Origin of the sequence: Flavisphingopyxis soli, from assembly GCF_007995095.1 — a bacterium.
Taxonomy (GTDB): domain Bacteria; phylum Pseudomonadota; class Alphaproteobacteria; order Sphingomonadales; family Sphingomonadaceae; genus Flavisphingopyxis; species Flavisphingopyxis soli.
This window is the reverse complement of sequence record NZ_VOPY01000004.1, coordinates 31,309-57,666: the sequence shown is the minus strand read 5'-3', so window position 1 is coordinate 57,666 and position 26,358 is coordinate 31,309. Positions and strand designations below refer to the sequence as shown.

Annotated in this window: 22 protein-coding genes; 11 read left to right on the top strand and 11 right to left on the bottom strand. The window is 66.9% G+C overall.

Features of this window, described 5'->3' with window-relative positions; genetic code table 11:
- Nucleotides 1-27 precede the first annotated feature (27 nt).
- Nucleotides 28-360 (bottom strand): ribosome silencing factor, encoded by a 333-nt coding sequence (rsfS, locus tag FSZ31_RS12250; protein ID WP_236643825.1) that lies wholly within the window; start codon nucleotides 358-360, stop codon nucleotides 28-30.
- Between the two features lie 92 nt (nucleotides 361-452).
- Nucleotides 453-1,097 carry a nicotinate-nucleotide adenylyltransferase gene (locus FSZ31_RS12245; RefSeq protein WP_147123701.1) on the bottom strand — a complete coding sequence of 215 codons (645 nt, stop codon included), beginning with the start codon at nucleotides 1,095-1,097 and terminating at the stop codon, nucleotides 453-455.
- 112 nt (nucleotides 1,098-1,209) lie between these two features.
- Between FSZ31_RS12245 and FSZ31_RS12240 the strand changes: the two genes are divergently transcribed.
- Genes FSZ31_RS12240 through FSZ31_RS12230 form a run of 3 tightly spaced genes read left to right on the top strand, consistent with a single transcriptional unit; the run spans nucleotide 1,210 to nucleotide 6,265 of the window.
- Nucleotides 1,210-2,424: a DUF3667 domain-containing protein gene (locus FSZ31_RS12240; protein ID WP_147123700.1), complete on the top strand. Its 1,215-nt coding sequence runs from the start codon at nucleotides 1,210-1,212 to the stop codon at nucleotides 2,422-2,424.
- A complete protein-coding gene (locus FSZ31_RS12235; RefSeq protein WP_236643814.1) occupies nucleotides 2,424-4,049 on the top strand; it encodes an alkaline phosphatase D family protein in 1,626 nt (541 codons plus the stop codon). Before FSZ31_RS12240 ends, FSZ31_RS12235 begins: the two co-directional genes overlap by 1 nt.
- Nucleotides 4,046-6,265 (top strand): acylase, encoded by a 2,220-nt coding sequence (locus FSZ31_RS12230; protein WP_201739184.1) that lies wholly within the window; start codon nucleotides 4,046-4,048, stop codon nucleotides 6,263-6,265. Before FSZ31_RS12235 ends, FSZ31_RS12230 begins: the two co-directional genes overlap by 4 nt.
- Before the next feature lie 11 nt (nucleotides 6,266-6,276).
- Here the strand turns inward: FSZ31_RS12230 and FSZ31_RS12225 are convergent, their stop codons facing one another.
- Nucleotides 6,277-7,500 carry a dipeptidase gene (locus tag FSZ31_RS12225; RefSeq protein WP_147123699.1) on the bottom strand — a complete coding sequence of 408 codons (1,224 nt, stop codon included), beginning with the start codon at nucleotides 7,498-7,500 and terminating at the stop codon, nucleotides 6,277-6,279.
- A gap of 69 nt (nucleotides 7,501-7,569) precedes the next feature.
- On the opposite strand from FSZ31_RS12225, the gene FSZ31_RS12220 reads away from it, so the two are divergent.
- Together FSZ31_RS12220 and FSZ31_RS12215 are read left to right on the top strand one after the other, a co-directional pair.
- The gene (locus tag FSZ31_RS12220) at nucleotides 7,570-7,749 is read left to right on the top strand and encodes a hypothetical protein (RefSeq protein WP_147123698.1); all 180 of its coding nucleotides are present in this window, start codon (nucleotides 7,570-7,572) and stop codon (nucleotides 7,747-7,749) included.
- Nucleotides 7,750-8,934 (top strand): BaiN/RdsA family NAD(P)/FAD-dependent oxidoreductase, encoded by a 1,185-nt coding sequence (locus FSZ31_RS12215; protein WP_147123697.1) that lies wholly within the window; start codon nucleotides 7,750-7,752, stop codon nucleotides 8,932-8,934. It begins immediately after the preceding gene.
- A gap of 9 nt (nucleotides 8,935-8,943) precedes the next feature.
- On the opposite strand, the gene FSZ31_RS12210 is transcribed toward FSZ31_RS12215, so the two are convergent.
- Complete coding sequence (locus FSZ31_RS12210) at nucleotides 8,944-10,356, bottom strand: helix-turn-helix domain-containing protein (protein WP_147123696.1); 1,413 nt, start codon at nucleotides 10,354-10,356, stop codon at nucleotides 8,944-8,946.
- Nucleotides 10,357-10,491: 135 nt separating this feature from the next.
- Between FSZ31_RS12210 and FSZ31_RS12205 the strand changes: the two genes are divergently transcribed.
- Nucleotides 10,492-12,084 carry an isocitrate lyase gene (locus FSZ31_RS12205; protein ID WP_147123695.1) on the top strand — a complete coding sequence of 531 codons (1,593 nt, stop codon included), beginning with the start codon at nucleotides 10,492-10,494 and terminating at the stop codon, nucleotides 12,082-12,084.
- A gap of 33 nt (nucleotides 12,085-12,117) precedes the next feature.
- Nucleotides 12,118-12,279, top strand: coding sequence for a hypothetical protein (locus FSZ31_RS12920; RefSeq protein WP_201739183.1), 162 nt, complete (start codon nucleotides 12,118-12,120; stop codon nucleotides 12,277-12,279).
- 15 nt (nucleotides 12,280-12,294) lie between these two features.
- Here FSZ31_RS12920 and FSZ31_RS12200 read toward each other — a convergent pair whose 3' ends face one another.
- Complete coding sequence (locus tag FSZ31_RS12200) at nucleotides 12,295-12,558, bottom strand: DksA/TraR family C4-type zinc finger protein (protein ID WP_147123694.1); 264 nt, start codon at nucleotides 12,556-12,558, stop codon at nucleotides 12,295-12,297.
- A 137-nt stretch (nucleotides 12,559-12,695) separates the two neighbouring features.
- On the opposite strand from FSZ31_RS12200, the gene ku reads away from it, so the two are divergent.
- The 4 genes from ku (at nucleotide 12,696) to FSZ31_RS12180 (ending at nucleotide 17,753) form a co-directional block, all read left to right on the top strand.
- The gene (ku, locus tag FSZ31_RS12195) at nucleotides 12,696-13,550 is read left to right on the top strand and encodes a non-homologous end joining protein Ku (RefSeq protein ID WP_147123693.1); all 855 of its coding nucleotides are present in this window, start codon (nucleotides 12,696-12,698) and stop codon (nucleotides 13,548-13,550) included.
- A gap of 1 nt (nucleotide 13,551) precedes the next feature.
- Nucleotides 13,552-16,098, top strand: coding sequence for a DNA ligase D (gene ligD, locus FSZ31_RS12190; protein ID WP_147123692.1), 2,547 nt, complete (start codon nucleotides 13,552-13,554; stop codon nucleotides 16,096-16,098).
- A gap of 91 nt (nucleotides 16,099-16,189) precedes the next feature.
- The gene (trhO, locus tag FSZ31_RS12185; protein ID WP_147123691.1) at nucleotides 16,190-17,140 is read left to right on the top strand and encodes an oxygen-dependent tRNA uridine(34) hydroxylase TrhO; all 951 of its coding nucleotides are present in this window, start codon (nucleotides 16,190-16,192) and stop codon (nucleotides 17,138-17,140) included.
- The gene (locus tag FSZ31_RS12180; protein WP_147123690.1) at nucleotides 17,133-17,753 is read left to right on the top strand and encodes a glutathione S-transferase; all 621 of its coding nucleotides are present in this window, start codon (nucleotides 17,133-17,135) and stop codon (nucleotides 17,751-17,753) included. The genes trhO and FSZ31_RS12180 overlap by 8 nt, the downstream gene beginning before the upstream one ends.
- On the opposite strand, the gene FSZ31_RS12175 is transcribed toward FSZ31_RS12180, so the two are convergent.
- The 6 genes from FSZ31_RS12175 to FSZ31_RS12150 form a co-directional block, all read right to left on the bottom strand.
- The gene (locus FSZ31_RS12175) at nucleotides 17,750-21,157 is read right to left on the bottom strand and encodes an error-prone DNA polymerase (protein ID WP_147123689.1); all 3,408 of its coding nucleotides are present in this window, start codon (nucleotides 21,155-21,157) and stop codon (nucleotides 17,750-17,752) included. The genes FSZ31_RS12180 and FSZ31_RS12175 overlap by 4 nt on opposite strands.
- Nucleotides 21,158-21,169: 12 nt before the next feature.
- Entirely contained in the window at nucleotides 21,170-22,744 is a 1,575-nt protein-coding gene (locus tag FSZ31_RS12170; RefSeq protein WP_147123688.1) for a DUF6504 family protein, read from the bottom strand.
- Nucleotides 22,647-23,390 carry a hypothetical protein gene (locus FSZ31_RS12165; protein ID WP_147123687.1) on the bottom strand — a complete coding sequence of 248 codons (744 nt, stop codon included), beginning with the start codon at nucleotides 23,388-23,390 and terminating at the stop codon, nucleotides 22,647-22,649. The genes FSZ31_RS12170 and FSZ31_RS12165 overlap by 98 nt, the downstream gene beginning before the upstream one ends.
- 98 nt (nucleotides 23,391-23,488) lie before the next feature.
- Nucleotides 23,489-24,163: an SOS response-associated peptidase gene (locus tag FSZ31_RS12160; RefSeq protein WP_147123686.1), complete on the bottom strand. Its 675-nt coding sequence runs from the start codon at nucleotides 24,161-24,163 to the stop codon at nucleotides 23,489-23,491.
- 57 nt (nucleotides 24,164-24,220) lie between these two features.
- The gene (locus tag FSZ31_RS12155; protein ID WP_147123685.1) at nucleotides 24,221-25,165 is read right to left on the bottom strand and encodes a GGDEF domain-containing protein; all 945 of its coding nucleotides are present in this window, start codon (nucleotides 25,163-25,165) and stop codon (nucleotides 24,221-24,223) included.
- Nucleotides 25,166-25,368: 203 nt separating this feature from the next.
- Nucleotides 25,369-26,358 carry a DUF2891 domain-containing protein gene (locus tag FSZ31_RS12150; protein ID WP_147123684.1) on the bottom strand — a complete coding sequence of 330 codons (990 nt, stop codon included), beginning with the start codon at nucleotides 26,356-26,358 and terminating at the stop codon, nucleotides 25,369-25,371.

Below are 26,358 nucleotides of genomic sequence, written 5' to 3'. Positions count from 1 at the left end.
GGGTGCAGGGGCGGCGCTGGCGCGCGCCTAATGCGTCGATTCGGCGGGCGCGTCCTCGACCTGCCACATGCGCTCGAGATTGTAGAAGCTGCGCACCTCGGGACGGAACAGGTGGATGATGACATCGTCGGCATCGACCAGCACCCAGTCGGCGGTCGGCAGGCCTTCGATGCGAACGTTGCGCTTGCCCTCGCGCTTGATCCGCTCGGCGAGCTTGTTGGCCATTGCCGCGACGTGGCGCGTCGAACGGCCCGACGCGATCACCATATGGTCGGCGATGCTCGATTTGCCGGCGAGCGGGATCGTCACGAGCTCGATCGCCTGGTCGTCGTCGAGGCTGGCGAGGACGAGCGCGTGCAGCTCTGCAACCGCGGCGTCGGAGGCAGCGCGGGCGGCAGCGGCGCGATCTTTGGCCGGGGCTTTCGCAGTCGGCGCGGCGGGGGTCGTAGGGCTCAAAACGGTTCCTCGGGGTTGATGACGGCATGCGTCACGGGATCGCGCAGTGCGCGGCCCGCGTAACGGAGATGCCAATGGGGATCGGACTGCCTGAGCAGCGTGGCCGAGCGCGGATCGGGTCGAAAGCGCAGCAGCACGAGCGCGGGCGGTCTCCAGTCGGTCCAGTCTTTGGCGGTGGCGGGTTCGTGGACGAAGCGATCCAGCCAGGCCATGGCGGGGCTCGCCATAGCGTCGTCATCATAGCCGGGTCGGGCGATAACCGCAATCGGCATGATATGCGCGATGTCGCGCCAGTCCTTCCACTGGTCGAACTGCGCCAGGTTGTCTGCCCCCATCAGCCAGATGAAATCGTCTTGGTGATACCGCGCACCAATCGCTTGCAACGTATCGACGGTATAGCGCGTGCCCAGCTCGCGCTCGATCGCGGTCGGCCTGATCGGCGCGCGGCGCGCCTGTTCGATCGCCGATGCCATGCGCGCGGCGAGCGGTGCCATACCCGCCTTGGGCTTTAACGGATTGCCCGGCGAGACCAGCCACCAGACCTCGTCGAGGGCGAGCGCGCGGCGCGCGAACAGGCTGATCGCGCGGTGCCCGCCATGCGCGGGATTGAACGATCCGCCGAGCAGGCCGATGCGGCTCATGGGCCGGGATTCACGAAATGCGCCGATGCGTTCACAGCCGCCGACTAGCAAGCGCAGCGGACCGACGCAAAGCCCCTATGCGATTGCTGACAGCCTTGTTAGGAGTATGCCCATGACGGGGGACATCGACGGCATTGGCGATATCGTGACGGGCGGGCTGGCGGCCAGCGCGGTGTCGCGCGCCGGACGCCGCGCAAGCGCGCGCCATTCGCCCGATGCCGATATCGAGCACGGCCTGTGCCTCAATTGCGGCGCGGTGCTGACCGGCGACTATTGCGCGAGCTGCGGCCAGTCGGCGCATATCCATCGTTCGGTAGCGGCTTTCTTCCACGACCTGCTCCACGGCGTCTTGCACTTCGAGGGCAAGACGTGGCGCACTCTGCCGCTGCTCGCGTGGCGGCCGGGCGAACTTACCCGCCGCTATATCCACGGCGAGCGCGCGCGCTTCGTCTCGCCGATGGCATTGTTCCTGTTCGCGGTGTTCCTGCTGTTCGGCGTCGCCAGCTTCGCCGGCGGCGACCCCGACCTCGGCAATGCCGGCCCCAGCGTCACGACCAAGATGGCCGAGGAGGTGCAGACGCTCAACGCAGAGATCGAAACGCAGCAGGCGAAGATCGCATCGGGGACGCTCGATGCTGACAAGCTGGCCAAGGCGCGCAGGAGTCTTGCCGAAGCCGAACAGTCGCAGCAGGCGCTGATGACCGGCTATCGCACGCTGACCGGCAAGGGCGTCGGGCCGACCGGCGCATCGCGCGAGGATGACTATGCCGATTTCATGCGCAACGCTGACAGCGATTACCGCAAGGCGCTCGACGATGCGCCGCTGTCACAACGCCCGGTCGTCAATGCCTCGGCCGACGAACTCAAGTCTCTCGAGGGCAGCTGGCTCGGCCGCAAGGTCGTCCACGGCGTCGAAAAGGCCCGCGAGAATCCGACACTGGTGTTCTACAAGATCAAGACCAACGCGTATAAATTCGGCTGGGCGCTGATCCCGCTGTCGGTGCCGTTCGTGTGGATCATCATGATCGGTCGGCGGATGCGCCAGCGGCACATCTACGACCACATGATCTTCACGACCTATTCGATCGCCTTCATGATGCTGCTGCTCGTCACACTGATGGTGGCGCTGATGCTCGGGACGCCGACCGGGTGGATCGTCGCGGTCGGCTCCCTCTATCCGCCGTTTCACATGTACCGCCAGCTCAAGGGCGCCTATCGCCTGTCGCGCATCAACGCGCTGATCCGCGCGACGTTCTTGGTCGTGTTTTCGCTCATCGCGCTCACGCTGTTCGTCCTCCTCCTCGTGACCGCCGGCCTCGTCGCCTGATGCGCGATATCGACCGGCGCCTGCTGCTCCAGCTCGGCACCTTCGGGCTCGCCGCGCTCGCCCTGCCCGGCGCGGCCAACGCGGCGTTCTTCGCGCGCGGCTTCACCCACGGCGTCGCCAGCGGCGAGCCATCGCCGAACTCGGTCCTGTTATGGACGCGCTATGTCGCCAGCGGCGATACGCGCCTGACCGCCGAGCTTTCCGAAACCGCCGACTTCGCGCGCGTCGCCGGCGGCGGTTCGGTCGATGCGCGCGGCGATGCCGACCACACGGCAAAGCTCGTCGTCACCGGCCTTACGCCCGATCACTGGTATTTTTACCGCTTCGTCGCGCCCGACGGCACCGCCTCGCCGACCGGGCGCACACGTACGCTTCCCGACGACCGGGTCAGCGATTTCCGCCTCGCACTGTTCTCGTGCGCCAACCTGCCGTTCGGCTGGTTCAACGCCTATGCCCACGCCGCCGCGCGCGACGATATCGACCTCGTCCTCCACGTCGGCGACTATTTCTACGAATATCGCGTCGGCACCTATCCTTCGCTCGCCGAGGCCTTACCCGGGCGCGTCATCCAGCCGAACAGCGAGGCGATCATCCTCGCCGATTATCGCCTGCGCTACGCCAGCTACCGCGCCGATCGCGATCTCCAGGCGCTCCACCAGATGGCGCCGATGATCGCCCAGCCCGACGATCATGAGTTCGCCAACGATGCGTGGAAGGGCGGCGCCGAGAATCACGATCCCGCCAACGAGGGCGACTGGGCGCTGCGCAAGGCGGCGGCGGCGCGCGCATACGCCGAATGGATGCCCGTCTCCGACGTCGGCGCGAAGGAATATCGCATCGGCGACCTGGCCACGCTGACGATGCCCGAAACGCGCATCACCGGGCGCGACGCGCAGCCCGACCTCGGCGCAGCGCTGGCAGGCGGCGGCGACATCGGCGCCAAGCTCGTCCATTTCCGCGACGCGATCTGGTCCGACCCCGCGCGCTCGATGATGGGCGCTCCGCAGGAAGCGTGGATCGCCGAACGGCTCAAAGCCTCGGTCGCTGCGGGCACACGCTGGCAGATCGTCCCGCAACAGGTGCTGATGGGCAACATCGTCTCGCCGCCCGAGACCGGCCAGTGGATCGCCCCCGACGCCCCCGATTACCTGAAATCGCGCGTCGCGATCGGGCTCGCCGCCGCCAAGGTAGGCCTGCCGTTCAATTTCGACAGCTGGGACGGCTATCCGGCAGCGCGCGAACGCCTGCTCACCGCCGCGCTCGACGCCAATGCCAATTTCGTCACGCTGGCGGGCGACAGCCACAACGCCTGGGCGTTCGACCTCGCGCACCAGGACACGCCCGCCGGGGTCGAGATCGGCGGTCACAGCGTAACTTCGCCCGGGTTCGAGGCGAACCTGCCCAATTCGACCGAAGAAACGCGCGTCGCCGCGCTGCACCGCGTCAATCCCGCGCTCAAATGGGCCGAAACCACGCGCCGCGGCTATGTCACCGTCGCCATCGGCCGCGACCGCATCGACAGCGACTTCGTCTTCATGGACACGATCCGCGACCGCAGCCTTGTGGTCGCCAATACCCACCGCGAAACCGTGCGCCACGGCGCCAACAGTCTGGATTCTCTATGACCGCAATCGCCGATTCGCCGACCCAGTCCCCGCGCCGCCGCAGCCGCTGGCTCACCGGCCTGATCGGCCTGCTGATCGTCCTCGCGCTGATCGCCATCGGGCTTGCGATCTGGGAACCATTATCGGTTGAAACGCGCGCCGCGCCCGCACCGATGACGCACGACGTCCGCATCGTCCGCGACGATCACGGCGTCCCGCATATTTTCGGGAAAACCGACGCCGATGTGTCGTTCGGCATTGCCTATGCGCACAGCGAGGATGATTTTTCGACGCTGCAGGACGTCGTCGCGATGACGCGCTCGCGGCTCGGCGCGATCAGCGGAGCCGAAGGCGCAAAGACCGACTTTGCTGCCAAACTGCTCGACACCGACGGCACCGTCGCGCGCCATTACGACGAACTGCCCGCCGACGTCCGCGCGCTGCTCGACGGCTATGCGCGCGGGATGAACCTCTACGCCGACCGCCATCCCGACGGGATCCGCCTCGCCAGGCTCTTCCCCGTCAACGGTCGCGATATCGCCGCCGGCTTCGCCCTGCGCTCGCCCTTCTTCTTCGGGCTCGACAGCGTCATCGGCAAGCTCGTCGCGGGCGAACCGCTGCCGCAGGAAGGCGGTCCCGCCCTCCCCGCGCCCAACAGCTCGCCGACCGGGCCCGATGCCGACATGGCGGGGTCGAACGCCTTTGCCGTCGGCCCGTCGCGCGACCCCGAAGGAAAGACCAAGCTGATCAGCAATTCGCACCAGCCGTGGCGCGGCGGCGTCGCCTGGTACGAACTCGTCGTCCACAGCCAGCAGGGCTGGGATTTCGCCGGCGCGACCTTCCCCGGCTCGCCCTACCCCTTTCTCGGCCACAACAAGACGCTCGGCTGGACCAACACGGTCAATCGCCCCGACCTGATCGACGTCTACAAGCTGGTCATGAACGACGACGCGACACAGTACCGGATGGATGGGAAATGGCTGCCGCTCGAGAAAAAACGCGTCTGGCTCCACGTCCGCTTCGGCCCGTTCGTCCTGCCCGTGCCCAAGACGGTGCTACGGTCGATCCACGGACCGGTGATCGAAAACGACAAGGGCTTTTTCGCCATCCGCTATGCCGGCATCGATACGCTGACCCAGCTGACGCAATATTACCGCATCAACAAGGCCAAGAATTTCGCCGAGTGGCAGCAAGCGATGGCGATCCAGGGCGTGCCCGCGACCAATTTCATCTACGCCGATGCGGCGGGCAATATCGCGCATATCTATAACGCGATGTTCCCTGCGCGCGTCGCCGGATACGACTGGCGCCACGTCCTGCCGGGCGACACGTCGCGCGACATCTGGCACGATTATCTGCCCTATTCGGCCTACCCCAAGAACATCAATCCCGGCTCGGGCTATCTCGTCAATTCGAACAACACGCCGTTTGTCGCGGCGGGACCCGGCGACGAGCTCGACCCCAAGGCCTTTTCGCCCCTGATGGGCATCGAGCTCGACATGACCAACCGTATCCGCCGCGCGATCGACCTGTTCGAGAGCGTCGACGGCCCGATCACCTGGCCCGTCCTGTGGCGGATCAAATACGATACCGGCTACAGCCGCGCGAGCTATGCCGGCGACTGGATGAAGACGCTGCTCGCGCTCGATCCCAAGGGGAACAAGCGCCTTGCCGATGCACAGAGGTTGCTATCGCAATGGGACTGGAAGCTCGACGGCAAGGGGCGCGGCGACGCGCTCGCGCTGACCGTGCTGCGCCCGGCGATGCGCAAGTCCTATAACCGCGAGACACCGCCCGACGCGCGCGAGGAGCTGACCGCCGCCGCCGATCACCTCGCGAAAACCTTCGGCACGCTCGCCCCCCCGCTCGGCACCGTCCTGCGCCTGCGCCAGGGACCCGAAGAGGGCGCGATGAAGGGCACGCCTACCATCGACCTGCCGCTCGACGGCGGCTCCGACACGCTGCGCGCCGCAACGCTATGGAATGTCGATCCTGACGGCCGCTATTCGGTCTATCACGGCGACAGCTTCATCATGGCGGTCGAATGGACCAGGGACGGCAAGGTCCGGTCGCGCTCGATCCAGCCGTTCGGCCAGGCCACGACGCGGCCCGACAGCCCCTATTACACCGACCAGGCGAAGCTGTTCGTCGAGCACAAGACCAAGCCAGTCTATTTCGACGCGGCGAGCCTCAAGGGGCATGTGTCGAGCGACGAGCGCGTAACCAACGCGCGCTAACCCTCTTCGTCCTATTTTGAGGACTCCGCCGTCTGCTCAACCGCGTCGAGCACGCGCATCAGGTTGCCGCCCCAGATCTTGGCGATGTCATCGTCGCCATAGCCTGCCGCCTTGAGCGCGGCGGTGATGCGCGGCAGTTGCGACACGTCCTTCATCCCCGCGACGCCGCCGCCGCCGTCCCAGTCGGCCCCGATGCCGACATGATCGACCCCTGCGACATCGATACAGTGGAGCAAGGCGCGCATGAAATCGTCGAAGCTGTCGGTGATCGGCGGCTTGGCTTCCATCAGCGCAGTGCGCCGCGCAATCAGCGCCGCCTGGTCGGCCGGTGCCAAATCCTCGACATGATCCATTGCGTCGAGCACGTCGCCGAACTCGCCGCCGAAATTGACCGGGCCGAGGAACACCGAATTGACCAATATCACCCCGCCGTGCTCGGCGAGCGTCTTCATCCGCGCGTCATCGATGTTGCGCTTGTGATCGAAGATCGTCTTGCTGCCCGAATGCGACAGGACGATCGGCGCCTTCGACCATGCGATCATCTGGTCGAAGGTCGCGTCGGACGAATGCGACCCGTCGACGATCATGCCGAGCCGGTTCATCTCGGCGAGCCATTGCCTGCCCAGCGGGCTGAAGCCGCCCCAGGTCGCCTCACCCGTTGCCGAATCGGCGAGCTGGTTGGTGCGGCTGTGGACCGGCCCCGCCATCCGCACGCCCAATCCATGAAACAATGCGAGCCGCGACAGGTCCTGCCCAAGCGGATAGCCGTTCTCCATCGAGATGAAGACCGCGCGCTTGCCCGCCGCCTGCGCGGCGCGCGCATCGGCCGATGTCGTCGCAATCATCATCGCGTCATCATGGCGCGCAACGGTCTGGTGGATCGCGGCGGCCCGGCGCAGCGCATCGGCAAAGCTGTTCGCATAGCCTTGGGGCGTCAGTTCGCCCTGCGGCATGTAGATGACGAAAAACCCGCCATCGAGCCCGCCTTCGACCATCCGCGGCAAATCGAGCTGGGTGCCGTCGCCTGCTTCGCTGTGCCGCTGCGTGATGTCCCAGCCGACGCGGCCGAAATGCATCGGGCTGTCGAGATGGCTGTCGAGGACGAGCAATCGCTCGTGCAGCGCGCGGATTTCGGGTGAAACCGGCGCGCCCGGCGCGGTCTCCTGCGCCCCCGCACAGGCACTCGTTGCGGCCAGCAGCGCCGCTGCCCAGGCTATCGTCACACGCTTGATCATTGCCATTCCCCTTAGGCCGAGCAGCCTAGCGTGATTGCGCCCGCGCGCAATTGCGCTATCGCAGGGGGCATGAGCGAAAAATTCGAACGACACCGCCAGCCGTGGCGCAGCGACGAGATCGCCGGGCTCCACACGCTGGCCAAGAAGGGCATGGGGCTGAAGGCGATCGCCAAGGCGCTCAAGCGCAGCGAGGAATCGGTCAAGGATCGTGCGCGCGCCGACAAGATCACGATCGCCAAGCTGCGCTAGGTGCCCGACAGAAGCGAAACCTATGACGCGATCGTCCTCGGCGGCGGTGCCGCGGGCCTGTTCTGCGCTGCGATAGCGGGACAGCGCGGACGGCGCGTGCTCGTCGTCGAACACGCCGACACGCCGGGCAAGAAGATCCTCATCTCGGGCGGCGGGCGGTGCAACTTCACCAACCGCAACACCGCGCCCGATCGCTATATCTCGACCAATCGCCATTTCGCCAAGTCGGCGCTGGCACGCTATACCGCGGCCGATTTCATCGCTTTGGTCGATAGTTACGGCATCGCCTGGCACGAAAAGACGCTCGGGCAATTGTTCTGTGACGGCCCCTCGCGCCAGATCCTCGACATGCTGCTCGCCGAATGCGCCAAGGGCGATGTCGAGATATCGCTCGGCCAGCCGATCGAGGCGGTCGATCACGCCGATGGGCAATACTCCGTGCGCTTCGGCGATCGCAGCGCGAGCGCGCCGTCGCTGGTCATCGCCACCGGCGGGCCGTCGATCCCCAAGATGGGCGCGACCGCCTTTGCCTACGACCTCGCGCGCCAGTTCGGCCTCAAGGTCGTCGAGCCGCGCCCCGCGCTCGTCCCGCTGACGCTCGGCGGCGACGACGTGTTGTTCCGCGAACTGTCGGGCGTCTCGGCCGACGTCGTCGCGCGCTGCGGCAAGACCGAGTTCCGCGAAGCGGCGCTGTTCACGCATCGCGGCTTGTCGGGGCCCGCGATCCTGCAGATCTCGTCCTACTGGCGAAACGGCGATGAGGTCGGCATCGACTTCCTCCCCGACGCGCCGCGCGGCTGGCTGGCCGAGGCCAAGCGCGCCACGCCCAACATGACGATCCAGCGGCAGGTCGCGGCGCAGCTTCCCGAACGGCTGAGCGAGGCCTTGATCGGGCGGCTCGCGCTCGACGGTCCGCTCAACGCGATCACCGACCGCAAGCTCGAAGAGGCCGAGCGCCGCCTCGCCGACTGGCGTTTCACCCCCAATGGCAGCGAGGGATTTGCCAAGGCCGAAGTCACCATCGGCGGCATCGCCACCGCGGGCCTGTCGTCGCAGACGATGGCGGGAAATACCGTGCCGGGCCTCTATGCGATCGGCGAAGCGGTCGATGTCACCGGCTGGCTCGGCGGCTATAATTTCCAATGGGCCTGGGCGAGCGCGCACGCCGCCGCGCAAGCGCTCTAGGCTCCGCCGCTATCCTTCAGACATTGTGAACGGCGCGGTCGAACGGCGATAGTCGTCGGCGAGCAGCGTCCGGCCGATCGGCGGCGCGGCGCGCGCGATGCACGCGGGGCGCTGGCACAGGCGGCAGGTCACCCCGATCGGCGTCGGCTCGGCATTCTCGCCATCGGCATAGACCAGTTTCGCGGCATGGTCGTGCGCGCAGCACAGGGCGATCGCGCGCGTCATGCGCGGCGCACCGTACGTCCCGCCGCCGCTCGTCACCGTCCGCGCGATCGAAAAGAAGCGCTGGCCGTCGGGCAGTTCGAGCCATTGCGTCACGATCCGCCCGGCATCGCGGAAGGCGTCATGGATCGACCATAATGGGCACGATCCGCCGTGGCGCGCAAAGGGAAAGCCCGCGCCGTCGAGCCGCTTCGACACATTGCCCGCCGGATCGATTCGGACGAAGAAGAACGGCACGCCCTCCCTGCCCGGCCGTTGCAGCGTCGTCAGCCGGTGCGCACTCTGTTCGAAGCTTGTCCCGAAGCGCCGCGCGAGCACATCGATATCATAGCGCGCCTTGTCGGCGGCCTCGGCAAACGCGCCATAGGGCATCAGGATCGCAGCGGCGGCATAGCTCGCCAGCGCGCGGCGGACGAGCGCGCGGGCATTGTCGCTCGACAGCGCGGCCCCCGCCATCGCATCGGCGATATCCGCGTCGCATTCGAGATAGGCAAGCTGGATCGCGAGCTGGAAGGCGCGGCTCGGCGCGTCGAGCGTATCGTCGATCAGCAGCTGGTCGTGATGGCGATCGAAACGCCGCGCCGAATCGATCATCACGCTCGCGGGCAGCGCGCGGACCCGGATGTTGTGCCGCTCGGCGAGCCGCCGTTCGATCCTATCGGCGCCGATCCCGCCCTCGCCAATCTCCCCAGCGAGCGCTTCGCAGGCCGCGTCGAGTCGCGCGAAATGGTTGCGGTGCGCGGCGATGAAGGCGCGCGCCTCGACCGACGGATCGCGCGTCGCCGCGTCCTCGCTACCACCCTCGCCCGCGCGATGATCGGCCAGCACGCTTTCCGAGGCGCGATAGGCGGCGTGCAGCCTGAGCAGCGCATCGGCAATGCCGGGGAAGTTGGCGACGACGTCGGTCGCCTCGAGCGGGTCGACATCGCAATCGGCGAAGATCGGATCGCGCAACACCGCGCCGAGCCGCGCCTGGTGGTCGTCGCGGTCGTCGGGAGCTAGGTCGTCGAGCGCGAGCCGGTAGGTCCGCGCGATCCTCAGCAGCATCTCGGCGGTGACCGGGCGCGTGTTGCGCTCCATCAGCGCGACATATGACGGCGATATCGCAAGGTCGCTCGCCATCTCGGCCTGCGTAATCCCCAGCTCGCGGCGCAATCGCCGTAGCCGTGGACCGAAATAAACGCCGCGTTCCCTGCTCATGACGCAAGCCTAGACCTCTCATTACAACATAACAAACATTTCTTGTAAGGATTTACAACTCGACCCCGCATCCACTCGACCGGTAGCCGTGATGGCCCCACAAGCAAGGCCACATTCCAGCACATGAGGCCGACCATGACCTATCACGAGCATCAATCGCACGCCGCCACACTGATCGACGCGCAGGGCGCGCCGTGGGCGGCGATCGACGCCGATGCCGTCGCGCGGATGCAGGCGCAGAACCGTTTTCGCACCGGCCTCGACATCGCCCGCTACACCGCGGGCATCATGCGCCGCGACATGGCCGCCTATGATGCCGACCCGGCCAACTACACCCAGTCGCTCGGCGCCTGGCACGGCTTCATCGCGCAACAGACGATGATCGCGGTCAAGAAGCATATCGGTTCGACCAAGCGCCGCTATCTCTACCTTTCGGGCTGGATGGTCGCCGCGTTGCGCTCCGATTTCGGGCCGCTGCCAGACCAGTCGATGCACGAAAAGACCGCCGTTCCCGCGCTGATCGAGGAGATCTACACCTTCCTCAAACAGGCCGATGCGCGCGAACTTGGCGGCCTGTTCAAGACGCTCGACGCGGCGCGCGATGCCGGCGACATGCTGCGCGAACGCGAAGCGCTCGCCGCGATCGACGCGCACGAAACGCACGTCGTGCCGATCATCGCCGATATCGACGCGGGCTTCGGCAATGCCGAGGCGACCTACCTCCTCGCCAAGCAGATGATCGAGGCGGGCGCCTGCGCGCTGCAGATCGAGAACCAGGTGTCGGACGAGAAGCAATGCGGCCACCAGGACGGCAAGGTCACCGTCCCGCACGAGGACTTCCTCGCCAAGATCCGCGCCTGCCGTTACGCCTTTCTCGAACTCGGCGTCGACGACGGGATCATCGTCGCACGCACCGACTCGCTCGGCGCGGGCCTGACCAAGCAGATCGCCTACAGCCGCGAGCCCGGCGATCTCGGCGATCTCTACAACGGCTTTCTCGATTGCGAGGATGTCGACGGCGCGGGCAATCCCGGCGACGTCCTGATCAACCGCGACGGGCGCATCGTCCGGCCCAGGAGGCTGCCGAGCAACCTCTACCAGTTCCGCCCCGGCACCGGCGAGGACCGCTGCGTGCTCGATTGCGTCACCGCGTTGCAGAACGGCGCCGACCTCATCTGGATCGAGACCGAAAAGCCGCACATCGAACAGATCGCCGGCATGGTCGACCGCGTTCGCGCACGTGTCCCCGATGCCAAGCTCGTTTACAACAACTCGCCCTCGTTCAACTGGACGCTCAATTTCCGCCAGCAGGTCTACGACGCCTGGATCGAGGAAGGCCGCGACATGGCCGCCTACGACCGCGCCGGGCTGATGGCGCAAAGCTACGACTCAACCGATCTCGCGGTCGAGGCCGATAGCCGGATCCGCGATTTCCAGCGCGACAGCGCCGCGCGTGCGGGCATTTTCCATCACCTCATCACGCTGCCGACCTATCACACCGCCGCGCTGTCGACCGACAATCTCGCGCGCGACTATTTCGGCGAGGCGGGCATGCTCGGCTATGTCGAGGGGGTCCAGCGCGAGGAGATCCGCCAGGGCATCGCCTGCGTCCGCCACCAGAACATGGCGGGCTCCGACATCGGCGACGAGCACAAGGGCTATTTCGCCGGCGAGGCCGCGCTGAAGGCCGGCGGCGGCGCCAACACGATGAACCAGTTCGCCGCCTGAGCGACCAAAGCATAATCAAACGGAGAGTGTGCCATGACGACGACCAGCCAGCCCGAACGATCACGCGCGGTGTTCAGCCAGGAGGATTTTGGCCTGATCCGCACCGCGATCGGCCATTATCTCGAACACACCAAGGATGAGACCGAGCGCCGCAAGTTCGGCAATCTCTATCACCGCCTCGGCCGGGTAGACTGACCCGCGCGAGGAGCGTCAGCGCAGCTGGCTGTCCTTGCTGCCGCGCCGGTTGATCCCGGCGCTACGCTGGCTGGCATCGCGGCCCGACTGGCACGGCACGCAGGTTCGCGATCCGGGCAGCGCCTTGCGCCGCGCCTCGGGGATCGGCTCGCCGCACTCGACGCACAGGCCCGACCCCTCGCCCGCGGGCAGGGACGAGCGCGCCTTCGACACCGCATCGGCAACCGAATCGTCGATCTGATCCTGTACCGCGCCATCGCGCGCCCAACCTCCGGCCATCGTCTTTGCTCCTTCTTGTTGATATATTGGAAAGAACCCGCTTCGTTTCAATAGTATCGCCGTACGCTCGCGCGCCATCACGGAACGGATCGGCCCCGCCGCGCATTGCACTAGCGAAACGATCGAGGAGAGCATCGGTGGCGGCACGCGCATATTGGAAGGGTCAGATCCGCCTCGCTTTGGTCTCGATCCCCGTCGAGATATACCCTGCGACCAAGTCGGGCGCGTCGATCAGCTTTCGCCAGATCCACGAACCCTCGGGCAAGCCGATCAAGTACGAAAAGGTCGTCGCTGGCGTCGGCCCGGTCGATCGCGACGAGATCATCAAGGGCTATGAACTCAGCAAGGGCCATTACGTCCTGCTCGACGACGACGAGATCGAGGCGGTCAAGCTCGAGAGCGAGAAGACGTTGGAGCTTGTCCAGTTCGTCGACGCGCACGAAATCGACGTGCTCTATTACGAAAAACCCTATTACGTCGTCCCCGCCGACGACCTAGCCGAGGAAGCCTATGTCGTCCTGCGCGAAGCTTTGCGCCAGTCGAAGAAGGTCGGCGTCGGACAGCTGACATTGCGCGGGCAGGAACAGCTCGTCAGCCTCAAACCGTGCGGGCGCGGTCTCGTCCTTGAAATCCTGCGCTATGCCGACGAGGTCAACAGGGCGGCGAACTATTTCCGCGATATCGGCGATGCCAAGCCCGACAAGGATTTGCTCGAACTCGCCACCACGCTGATCGACAATAAGAGCGGCAGCTTCGACGCGTCGGATTACCACAACAATTATATCGACGCGCTCAAGCGGCTGATCGACAAAAAGGCCAAGGCCAAGGGCAAGCGCGTCCTCGAGGATGTCGACGAACCCGGCGAGGTCGCGGGCAAGTCGAACGTCATCGACCTGATGGCGGCGCTGAAGGCATCGGTCGACGGCAAGAAAGCAGCGCCGACGAAGGCCGCCGCCAAGAAGCCCGCCACCAAGGCCAAAAAGTCCGCCTGACATGGCCAAGACCGCCGATCCGCTCGCCCAGTATAATGCCAAGCGCGACTTCGCGCTGACCGACGAACCCGCGGGCAAGGTCGCCAAGGGCCAAGGCACCAAAAACGGGGGGCGCTTCATCGTCCAGAAGCACGACGCGACGGGGCTGCATTACGATTTCCGTATCGAGGTCGACGACGTGCTCAAGAGCTGGGCGGTGACCAAGGGACCGAGCGCCAAACCCGACGACAAGCGGCTCGCAGTGCGGACCGAGGATCATCCGATGAGCTATGCCGATTTCGAAGGCATCATCCCCCAGGGCCAATATGGCGGCGGCACGATCATGCTGTGGGATCGCGGCAGCTGGGCGCCGATCGCGGGCAAGAGCGCCAGCGATATCGACAAGGGTCACCTCCACTTCACGCTCGACGGGACACGGATGAAGGGCGAGTGGATCCTCATCCGACTGAAACCCCGCGGCAATGAAAAGCGCGAGAACTGGCTGCTGCGCAAGATCGACGACGCCTATGCCGGCGGCAGCGACGATCTCGTCGCGCGCGAGCTGACCAGCGTGCTGACCGGCCGGACAATGGCCGAGATCGCCGCCGACGAAGACGGTGCGCAATCGCTGAAGGGCAAGAAGGGCCAGGCATTCAACGCCGCGATGACCGAGGCCGCCGAACACAATGCGAAGGTCGCGAAGACGCCCGGCAAACTGGCGCGCAAGAAAAAACCCGGCGGCAAGCCACCCGAATTCCGCCAGCCCCAGCTCGCGACGCTCGTCGACGATGTCCCCACGGGCAATGGCTGGTTCCACGAGATCAAGTTCGACGGCTATCGCGCGCTGGTCGCTGCGTCGGGCGACGACGTCCATGTCTACACGCGTAACGGCAAGGACTGGACCGACAAGTTCGGTCCGCTGGTGCGCCATATCGCCGCGCTCGACCTGCCGCAGTGCCTGATCGACGGAGAAATCGTCGCTTATGGTAAGGACGGAAATCCCGATTTCTCGTCGCTGCAGGAGGTGCTCAAGCGCGGCCACGGCGCGCAGACCGAGGCAACGCCGATGCACTATTTCGCGTTCGACCTGCTCGATCTCGACGGCACCGACCTCACCGGCCTCGGCAATCTCGAGCGCAAGGAGCGGCTCGAGGCGCTGCTCGCCGATGCCGCGCCGCCGATCCATGTCGCCGACCATGTCATCGGCGCGGGCGAAAAGCTCTACGCGGCGATGTGCGCCGCGGGGCAGGAAGGCATTATCGCCAAGCGCGCCGACGCGAAATATGCCGGGCGGCGGAGCAAGGCCTGGGTCAAGGTCAAGTGCACGCGGCGACAGGAATTCGTCGTCATCGGCTGGAAGGAATCGAGCGCCAAGGGCCGCCCCTTTTCCTCGCTGCTGCTCGCCCAGCACGAAGGCGACGAGCTCGTTTACAAGGGCAACGTCGGCACCGGCTTCAACCAGGCGGTGATGGACGACCTTGCCGATCGCTTTGCCAAACTCGCGCGCAAGACGCCGCCGGCCGAAGTCGACAAGGCGAGCGCGCGCAAGGTCCACTGGCTGACCCCCAGGCTCGTCGCCGAGATCGCCTTTGCCGAATTCACCGCGGGTGGTTCGGTCCGCCATGCGAGCTATCTCGGCCTGCGCGACGACAAGGAGGCAAAGGACGTGACCCCCGAAGTGAAACAGCCCGTACCCGACACCCCGGCGAGCGACGTGACAATCTCGAGCCGCGACCGCGTCATCTTTCCCGAGGCGAAGGCGACCAAGGGCGATCTCGCCGATTATTACGCCGCAATTGCGCCCGTCATGCTGCCGCACTGCGCCAACCGACCGATCAGCCTCGTCCGCTGTCCACAGGGGCGGGCGAAGAAATGCTTCTTCCAGAAACACGATTCGGGTTCGTTCGGCGACCATGTCAAACACGTGCCGATCCGCGAAAAGGACGGCGGCCACGAAGACTATCTCTACCTCGACGACGCCGGCGGCCTGCTCGCCTGCGTCCAGATGGGGACGATCGAATTCCACGGCTGGGACAGTCATGTCGAAACGCTGGAACGGCCCGACCGGATGATCTTCGACCTCGACCCCGACGAGGGGCTCTGCTTCGAAGAGGTCAAGAAGGCGGCGGCCGACATCCACCAGCACCTCGCCGATATCGGCCTCGTCAGCTTCGCGATGCTGTCGGGCGGCAAGGGCGTCCATGTCGTCGTCCCGCTCGACCCCGGCCACGACTGGGACACGCACAAGGATTTTTCCAAACGCTTCGCCGAAGCAATGAGCCTCGCCGAGCCCGACCGCTTCGTCGCGACGATGTCGAAGGCCAAGCGCAAGGGGAAGATCTTCATCGATTATCTGCGCAACCAGCGCGGCTCGACCGCAGTCATGCCCTATTCGGCGCGCGCGCGCGACTGCGCGCCCGTTGCCGCACCCGTCGGCTGGGACGAGCTCGCCGATATCGACAGCGCCGGCCGCTGGACGATTGCCGATACCGACGAACTGCTCGCGCGCGCCGCGTCGCGCGACCTCAAGGGCTGGGGCTTCGCCGCCCAGGTCCTGCCCGGCCTGTGACCGCGTCTTAGCGGGCGCAGCGTTTGGCGCGGCGCGGCCTCTCTGCTAGGAGGCACGCCCGCCTGCCCCGCGATTCCCGGACCCCAATGCAATGAGCCTGCCCCTCCCGATTGCTGTCGCCGCGCTCTACCGCTTTACCGCGTTCGACGATTGCGACGCGATCCGCGATAGCCTCGCCGCCGCCTGCACCGCGCACGGCATCAAGGGCACACTGCTGATCGCGCGCGAAGGCATCAACGGCACGATCGCCGGGTCGGACAAGGGCATTGAGGCCGCCCTCGCCGCGATCGCCGCCCTGCCCGGCTGCGCCGACCTTACCGTCAAGCGCTCGCGCGCCGCGACAATGCCCTTCTACCGCATGAAGGTCCGCGTGAAGGCAGAGATCGTCACCATGGGGCAGCCCGATCTCGACCCTGCGCGCGATGCCGGCACCTATGTCGCGCCCGCCGAGTGGAATGCGCTGATCGACGATCCCGCCACCATCGTCATCGATACCCGCAACGATTACGAGGTCGCGATCGGCAGCTTTGCCGGCGCGATCGATCCGGGCACACAGCGCTTCGGCGATTTCCCCGCCTGGTTCGAGGAAAACCGCGAGGCGCTGACGCACGGCGAGGCCCAGCCGAAGATCGCGATGTTCTGCACCGGCGGCATCCGTTGTGAAAAGGCGACCGCCTTCCTCAAGCGCGAGGGGCTCGAGCAGGTCTATCATCTCGACGGCGGCATCCTCGCCTATCTCGAAAAGGTCGCGCCCGAGGACAGCCGCTGGCAGGGCGAATGCTTCGTTTTCGACGAACGCGTCGCGATTACCCACGGCCTCGCAACCGGCACGCACGGCCTGTGCCGCGCCTGCCGCATGCCCGTCGGGCCCGATCAGCGCGCGTCCCAACTCTATGTCGAGGGCGTCAGCTGCCCCGCCTGCCACGCGACGCGCAGCGACGCCGATCGCGTCCGCTATGCCGAGCGCCACCGCCAGAGCGAACTCGCCAGGGCGCGCGGCCTCGCCCATGTCGGCGCGGTGCTCCCCGGCGGCGATGACTGAACCCGTCCTCTACAGCTTTCGCCGCTGCCCCTATGCGATGCGTGCGCGCATGGCGCTGATCGCCAGCGGCATCGCCTGCGAGATCCGCGAGGTGAAGCTGCGCGACAAGCCCGAAGCCATGCTTATCGCCTCGCCCAAGGGGACCGTTCCCGTCCTCGTCCTGCCCGACGGCACGGTGATCGACGAGAGCATCGACATCATGCGCTGGGCGCTCGGACAGAACGATCCCGAGGACTGGCTGGCGGGCGACGACAAGGGCCTCATCGCAACCAACGACGGCGCCTTCAAACACCATCTCGACCGCTATAAATATGCCGACCGCCACGACGCCGATCCGGTCGAACACCGCGCTGCAGGTCTGGCCATTCTCCGCGATCTCGAGGCACGGCTTGAGCGCAACGCCTATCTCTGTGGCGGGCGGCCCACGCTTGCCGACATCGCGATCATGCCCTTCGTCCGCCAGTTTGCCGAGACCGACCGCGGATGGTTCGACGCGCAGCCGCTCCCGCGCGTCCAGCAATGGCTCGCCGAACTGCGCGCCTCGGCATTGTTCCAAACCGCGATGGTCCGCCGCGAGCCGTGGCGCAGCGAGACGAGCACCGCCACGCACTAATGGAAATCGCGGCTTTTCGGCAGGATGCGCACGTTGCGCGGATGGCCCGATACCGCGGGCGGCAGCGCGCGCCCGCGCGGATCGGCGCGCGTCGCGGGGACGCGGATCGCCTGCTTCACCCCGCTCATCGTGCGGGCCGGGCGATTGACCTCGTCGGCGCGTGCGACCGACGGGGCGAGCAGGTCGTGCGACAGCGCGGCGAGCCGCTGCGTCGCATCGATCAGTTCGGTGACGATGACGTGGATCACCTCGTCGTCCATCTCGACGCGGCCCTTCACCTCCATGAGGCGTGCGCCCATGATGACGCGGCGGTATTTCTCCATCGTGTCGGGCCAGACGACGAGGTTGACGACGCCGGCCTCGTCCTCGAGCGTGATGAAGCACACCCCCTTGGCGCTGCCCGGCCGCTGGCGAATGAGGACGACGCCCGCCACCTGGACGAACTGCTTGAACCTGAGGCTCCGCAGCCGGTCGGCGGGGGTAAAACCGCGCCGCGCCAGATCCTGCCGCAGGAAGCTCACCGGATGGGCTTTGAGGCTGAGGCGTGTCGTCTGGTAATCGGCGACGACATGTTCGCTGAGCGGCATCGCGGGGAGCAAATGCTGCGCCTTTTCAGCCCCCTCGTCGCGCGCATCGGCGGCAGCGAACAGCGGCAGGTCGATCGCGGGCTTGAGCGCGCGCGCATCCCATAACGCCTGACGCCGGTCGAGGCCGATCGAGCGAAAGGCGTCGGCGGCGGCGATCCGTTCGATCACGCTCGGCGACAGGCCCGCGCGGGCGTGGAGGTCGGCGACACTGGCGAACTGCCCGCCCTGCTCGCGCGCCGCGATCAGCCGCGCCGCCCACGCTTCGCGCAAGCCATCGACCTGGCGCAGGCCGAGCCGCAGCGGCGGCGAGACATCGCCATAGGCTTCGAGGCTGTTATCCCAATTGCTCTCGTTGACGTCGATCGCGCGGACCTCGACGCCGTGATCCTGTGCATCTCGGACGATCTGCGCGGGCGCGTAAAACCCCATCGGTTGCGAGTTGAGCAATCCGCAGGCGAAGGCGGCGGGATAATGGCATTTGAGCCAGCTCGAGACATAGACGAGATGCGCAAAGCTCGCCGCATGGCTTTCGGGGAAACCGTATTCGCCAAAGCCGCGGATCTGGTTGAAGCAGCGCTGCGAAAAATCGGGATCATAGCCGCGCGCGATCATCCGCCCGACCATCTTGTCCTGCAGTTCGTCGACCATCCCGCGCGAACGAAACGTCGCCATCGCCTTGCGCAACTGGTTGGCCTCGGCAGGCGAGAATTTCGCCGCGTCGAGCGCGATCTTCATCGCCTGTTCCTGGAAGATCGGCACGCCCAGCGTCCGGTCCAAGATACTGGTCAGCTCGTCGGGGGGGCCGTGCGCGGGGCCCGGCCTGGGGATGTCGACGCTCTCGGCGCCGCGCCGGCGTTTGAGATAGGGGTGGACCATGTCGCCCTGGATCGGCCCTGGCCGGACGATGGCGACCTGGATGACGAGGTCGTAGAAGCGCCGCGGCTTGAGCCTCGGGAGCATGTTCATCTGCGCGCGGCTTTCGACCTGGAACACGCCCAATGAATCGCCCTTGCGCAGCATCCCATAGACCGCCGGGTCCTCGCGCGGCACGCTCGCCAGTGTCTCGCGCCGATCGTGATGTTCGCCGAGCAGGTCGAGGCATTTGCGGATGCAGGTCAGCATGCCGAGGGCGAGGATGTCGATCTTCAGGATCCCGAGCGCGTCGATATCGTCCTTGTCCCATTCGATGAAGCTGCGATCGGGCATCGCGCCGTTGCCGATTGGCACGGTTTCGATGAGCGGACCCTGCGTCAGGATGAAGCCGCCGACATGCTGCGACAGGTGGCGCGGCATGCCGATCATCTGCTCGGTCAGATGGAGGACGCGCTTGAGCTGCGGATCGCCAAGGTCGAGCCCGGCTTCTGCGGCGTGCTTTGCGGCAATCTCGCGCCCGTGCGATCCCCACACCGTCCGCGCCAGCGCCGAGGTAACGTCGGCCGACAATCCCATCACCTTGCCGACCTCGCGGATCGCCATGCGCGGGCGGTAATGGATCACCGTCGCGCACAGGCCCGCGCGATGCCGGCCATAGCGCGCATAGATATACTGGATCACCTCCTCGCGCCGCTCGTGCTCGAAATCGACGTCGATATCGGGCGGCTCCTTGCGCTCCTCCGAGATGAAACGGTCGAACAGCAATTCGTGCGCGGCGGGGTCGACCGCGGTGATTTCGAGGCAATAGCACACCGCGCTGTTGGCCGCGCTGCCGCGCCCCTGGCACAGGATCGGCGGATCGCAGCCGCGCGCGAAATCGATGATGTCCTTGATCGTGAGGAAATAGCGCGCGATTTTGAGCTTGGCGATCAGCGCCAGCTCGCGCGCGATCACCGCATCGACCTTCTCGGGCACGCCATCGGGATAGCGGTTCGCCGCGCCCTCGCGAGTCAGGATCGCGAGCTGTTCATCGGGGCTGCGGCCCGCGGGCACCGGCTCGTCGGGATATTCATAGGCCAGCTCGGTGAGGCTGAAGGCACACGCATCGGCGACATCGCGCGCGGCGTGGATCGCGTGCGGCCAGCGCGCAAACAGCCGGATCATCTCGTCGGGAGATTTCAAATGCCGCTCGGCATTGGCGTGGAGCGTAAGGCCGGCGCGCGCGATCGTCGTCTTTTCGCGGATACACGTCATGATGTCCTGCAACGGGCGGCGTTCGGGCGCGTGGTAATGCACGTCGTTGGTCGCAAGGATCGAGAGGCGATGCGCCGTGGCCATCGCGTCGAGCCGCACGATCCGCGCGACATCGTCGCCGCGATAGAGATAGGCGGCGGCGACATGGCGCAGGCTCGCCAGCCGCGCGGCCAGCGCCGCGAGCGTCGCCTCGGCCCCGTCCCCGCTATCGAGATCGTCGGGTGGCAGCCAGACCAGCTGCACGCCCTCCTGGTGCGCGGCGAGCATGTCGAGCGTGATGTCGCAGCCGTCCTTGGCCTGCCACGCGCCCTCGGCGGTCGCCATCTTGGCGTGCGACAGCAAGGCCGACAGTCGCCCATAGGCAGCGCGATCGGTCGGATAAGCGAGGAAGTGATGGCCCTCGATCGTAACGAGGCGGCACCCGATCACGGGGGTGAGGCGTGCCGTCGTCGCCTCGTTGTGGAGCCGCACGACCCCGGCGAGCGTGTTGCGGTCGGCGATACCGATCGCATCGTAACCCAGCCGCAATGCCGTCAGCACGAGGTCGACCGCATCCGACGCGCCGCGCAGGAACGAAAAGCAGCTCGCCAACCCAAGCTCGACGAAATCGGCGCGCGGATTGGGCGCAAAGCCGCTGTCGTCGACCTGCGCCAGCGTCCGCCGGTCAGGGGTCAGCGGGCCTTCAGGCATGACGCGCCCGGCTCACGCGAACAGCCCGTGCAGATACCAGTCAGGTATGCCGCCGCGCCCGTCGCCGATCAGCCCGTGGCGATAGATCCAGTAGCGCCGTCCGCTTTCGTCCTCGATCCGGTAATAATCGCGCAGCCTCGCGCTCGACCGCTCGCGCCACCATTCGGGTGCGATCCGCTCGGGCCCTTCGACGCGGACGATGTCGTGCAGTCCGCCGCGCCAGCGAAAACGGCGCGGCAATCCCTCGGGCGTGGCATAGATGACGGTGATCGCCTCGGCGCGGTCGAGCAGCTTCAATGGCCGGTGGTGAAAGCCCAAATCGAGCTGGAGCGCCGCCGTCGCCCCGATCGCCGGCCCCACCGACGCCCAGCGCTGTGCGCGTTCGGGCAAATGGCTCGCCTGCGCGCGCGGGCTGCGCACCGCCTGCGCGCCGAGCCGCGTCACCAGCCGGTCGACCAGCCGCGCTATGTCGCCCTCGTCCTCGTTCTCGCCGTCGAGCCGGACCTGGCCGTGGACCAGCGGCTCGGCCCAGATCGCGACGAGCCGCGCCTGGTCGATGCCGAGCCCGGCATCGATATCGTCCAGCCGCTCGTCGAACAGCGCCGCGATATGCGCCGGATCGCGCGACGGCGAGGCGAGCTCGACACGCCGGTCGATCGCGCCGCCGTCGACGCGCCACAACAGCAGCAGCAGGCGGCGCGCGCCCTGCCGCTTGGCCTCCAATGTCCGCGCCAGATCGCCGGCGAGATCGCCGATGACACGCTTGACGAGATCGCTATGGCGCAGCGGCTCCATCAGCCGCCGGTCGGCCTGCGCGGGCGGATCGGCGATAATCGGCACCAACGGTTCGGGCAGGCGGCCGGTCAGCTGGTCGATCCGCATCAGCGGGTTGGCGTCGGCCGAGCGGCGGTTGCGAAAGCGCCGCGCCAGTCCGGCGCGCGGCACGCTGAGGATGTCGCCGATGCTCTTCAATCCCAGCCGCGTCAGCAGCACGATGAGGTCGTCGTCGAGCCGCAGCGCCGCGACGGGCAGCGGCGCGAGCGCGGCGGCAATCGCATGGGGGTCGAGCAGCACGGTGTGCGCCGCGCCGTAATGCGACAGCGCCCATGCCGCGCCCGCGGTCGGCGCGATCGCGCTGCGCGCATCATAGCCCTGCGCCGCATAACGCGCCTCGATCTCGGCCAGCATTGCCGCTTCGCCACCCGCCAGATGCGCCGATCCGGTCGCGTCGAGCAGGATCGCATCGGGCCGGTCGGGCGCGCTCCACGGTCCCCAGCGCTGCGCCGCCAGCGCCATTTTCTCAAGCGTGGCATCGTCGCCCATATGGTCCGACGGCACCGCGACGATGCCCGGATCGAGCATCCGCGCGTCGGTCAGCCGCGCCCCGGCACGCGCGCCGATCGCCGCTGCGGGCGGGTTGGCGGCGTCGATCCTGGGACCGTGCGCACCCTCGGTGACGAGCACGGTCGGCGCGTCGGCAAGCGCCGCTTCACCCCGTCGCGAGACGATCCGCGTCCAGCGGTCGATCGCGAAGTTCGGGAACCAGATCGAGACGATCGCCCGGCCAGGCCGCTCGCTCCGCGTCATCGCCGCCGATCCCGTAGGCAAGATGGAATGCTCCGGGCCTCAGCCCGCGCGCGCGAAACAGCTCGGCGTGGCAGGTCGGCGCGCCCGGCGCGCGCTCGTTCCAGCGATGCGCCAGGCTCGGTGCCGCCGCCGCCCGCCAGCGCATCCGCGCCGCCGACAAATTGGCGTGCCCGTCCTTGCGAACGAGGATCAGCGGCACCCCGCTCGCCTCGCTCGCCAGCACCAGCCGCCGCGTCGCGGTGAAATCGAGCGGCTTGGGATCCTCGGCGAGCTCGCCGATCACGAAGGACAGTGCGCGGCATCTTACGCCCTCCTCCATTGCCCACAGCGCATCGACGGGGCGCGGCGCGGCGATATGGATGAGCCCGCTGCGCAGGTGCGGCGACAGGCCGTGGAGACAGGGCCGGCCCGAGCGGCGGATGCTGGCGCGGTCCTGGACCCACAGCCACGGCTTGGCGGGCATATTCTCGCCCGCGAAACTGCGCGCACAGGCGAGCGCGAACGCCTCTGCCGAGACGTCGTCGCCATGTCCGAAAATTTCCCACAAAGAGGCTGGCAAGGCGAGGTCGGGCGACCAGTCGCCGCCGTCACCGCGCGCCAGCGCGCCTGCGGGAAACGCCGCGCGCAGGCGCTCGAGCGTCGGCAAGACGGCAGCGGAAGAGGCGATATGCGGAGCATGAGACACAAGGACAATAAACCCGAATCGGTTGAATGTTCCTATTATGTTCTCAATTGCTCCAATGCTCAAGTGGAGAACAGGTCGCGACCCTCGCCGGACTTGTAACCACCCCATGGCTCGGCGGTCGGATCGACCGTCATCGCCTCGCTCGCAAAGGGCTGCTGCAGCGCCAGTATCTCGTCGAAACTGCCGTTGAGCCAACGCTCGTGGTCGTCGCGCGCCAGGATCACGGGCATCCTATCGTGGGCCGGGGCGACTGCCGCATTGGCTTCGGTCATCACCCCGGCATAGACATCGCCCCACTGGGCCGAGGGACGCCACAACCCCGCCCAGGCGAACACCGGCTGGTCGGTCACCGAAAACCAGGTGCGCGTCTTGCGCCCCTTGTCGCCCGCCGCCTCGGCAAAGCTCTCGACCGGAATCAGGCAGCGCCGCACCGGATTGGCCGCCGCCGATTTCCAGAACGGGCTGGCCAGGTCGCGCGCGTTGTTGACCGGCTTGGGCCTAGCGACCTTGCCCGCCTGCTCGGCGCGGGCGCGCATCTCGCGCGTCACCAGCGGAAAGCCCCAGGTCATCGCCTCGATCCGCCGCGCGCCCGACAGCTCGCGCACGACCATGCCGGGCAGGCCGGGAAACACCTCCTCGGCCAAATTGGGCAGCGCCGCGTCCTGATCGAACGCGGCGTCGAACAACCGCGCCACTTCGGCGAGCGACTTGCGCGTTTTATAGAGGTTGCACATCGTCCTATTAGGCCGTGCGATTTCGCCACGCGTCAAGCCCCGCCCGGGGCCGACCGGTCAGCGGCCGACGAAGACCGACGAGCCGTTCTTGCGCTCCTTGGCACTGTACAGCGCCTCATCGGCGGCAATGAACAGCTTGTGCGGATCGCGTCCGTGCGCCTCGGCGTCGAAGGCGAGGCCGACCGACACGCTCAGCGGCAGCAGGTGACCCTGCCATACCACCGGCGCGAGAAGATCACCGATCAGCGCATGGACCGCGCCCTCGGTCTCGCTGCGCGATCCCGACAACGGCAGCAGCACCGCGAACTCGTCGCCACCGATGCGCGACACCAGGTGTGCCTCGCCGAACGCCTCGCGCAAGCGCCTGGCAAACGCGATCAGGCAGGCATCGCCCGCGGCATGCCCCCAGCAATCGTTGACCAGCTTGAAATCGTCCATGTCGAACAGGATCAGCGCGCCGGTATGCGCAGTCCCCGGCCCGCCATTGGGCTGGTTGAGGAAATTCTGGAAGCGCGACCGGTTGGCGACGCCGGTCAGCGGATCGCACTCGGCCTGCGCGCGCAAGGCGTCCCATCGCGCGCGCTCTTCGGTAATATCCTGTTTCATGCCGAAGAGAGTCCTGACGCGCCCGTGCGAGGCGCGCGTCGCCGCGGTGATCCGAATCCAGCGTTCGATGCCGTCGGGGCGGATGATGCTGGCATCGAGGGTGAAACCCGCACCGGTCTCGATCGCCTGCAGGCGTTTGCGCTCGAGCTGTTCGCGCGATTCCTCGCTGTACATTTCGATCGTCGCGCGGCGGTCGGGCGTCCGTTCGCTCGACAGGCCGAACATGTCGAAAACCCCGTCGGTCCAGCTCAACCGGTCACTGGCAAGGTCGCACGACCACGCGCCGATCGGTAGCAGCGCCGCCGCGAGATCGTAGAGTTCCGATGCATCAAGCCCGATGTCGTTCGAAGCCGCAAAATCGGTGCAGAGGGCCCCTCTCGCGACTGGCTGATTCATCGATACCGCCCCCATTGCCACCCGAAATTCCACGCATAGCGGGTCGAGTTCGTCCGGCGTAGCATGTCGAGGTAAACGCGCATTAAACGCCGCCGCAAAAGATCTCGCGAAGGCGATGTCGCATGTCTGGCTGAATGGTCTGGCTCAGGCGCGAACTATCGCACTGACGAAAGGGTTATAAACCTCTCGGCGGCATCTGCCGCTCAATTGTCGCGCGACAGGATCGCCAGCGTGGCAAAGCTCGCCAGCCAGTGCTCGCCCATGTAATCGCCTGCGACATGCGGCAACGCCGCGTCGAGGTGCGCGCCGATGGCATCGTCGATCGCGGACCACGCCGCCGCGTCGAAGGCGGGGCGCAACGCGCGCCAGCACCACGCCCGGCTCAGGTTGAGGCCGTCGAGATGCGCGATCTTGCCGTCGCTGCGATCGCTGACGCTGACCGGGACGAACAGGCTCGCCGGACGGCCTTGCGCCACGTCGGGCAGGAAGTCGCGCAGCCAGGCTTGCGCCGTCGCGGCGGGCTGCGTCCGTAATATGCACAGCGCCTCGGTCAGCGCCGACGAGAGGAACTCGTCGCCGCCCGGCTCCCATGCCTGACAGTCGCGATCGCCGGCGTAATAACGGTGCGCAGCTGCGGAGATCGCATCGGCCAGTTCGGGGTCGAAGATGCGCGCCCATTCGTCGGCGAGGATGAGCGCAAAGGCGGTGTTGAAATGCGTGCCGGTGCGGATCGGATAGGTCAGGATCGACAGATAGTGCCGCAGCCGCAGCGCAAACGCTCGCGCCAGCGGCTCGAGCAACCGATCCCAGGCGCTGGCGGCATCGCGCGAGGCCTCGAGGTGAAGCGCGAGCAGCCACGCCCAGCCATAGGGGCGCTCGAAGCCCGCCGATCCCGGCCGGTCGAGATAGGCCAGCTCGATCGCCAGCCGGTCGGCGGTGAAGCTCTCGTTCGCCAGCGCCTCGATCTCTGCGGCTTCGGCCATCTCGGGATAATGCCGCCGCAACGTCAGCAGCATCCACCAGCCATGGACGCAGCTGTGCCAGTCGAAGCTGCCGAAAAACACCGGGTGGAGAACGCGCGGCGTCAGCGCATCGGCGTCGCCACCCAGGACGTGGTCGAGCTTGTGCGGATATTCGCGCGTGACGTGACCGAGCGCGATGCGGGCGAAGTTCGCCGCGATCTCGGGGGTCAT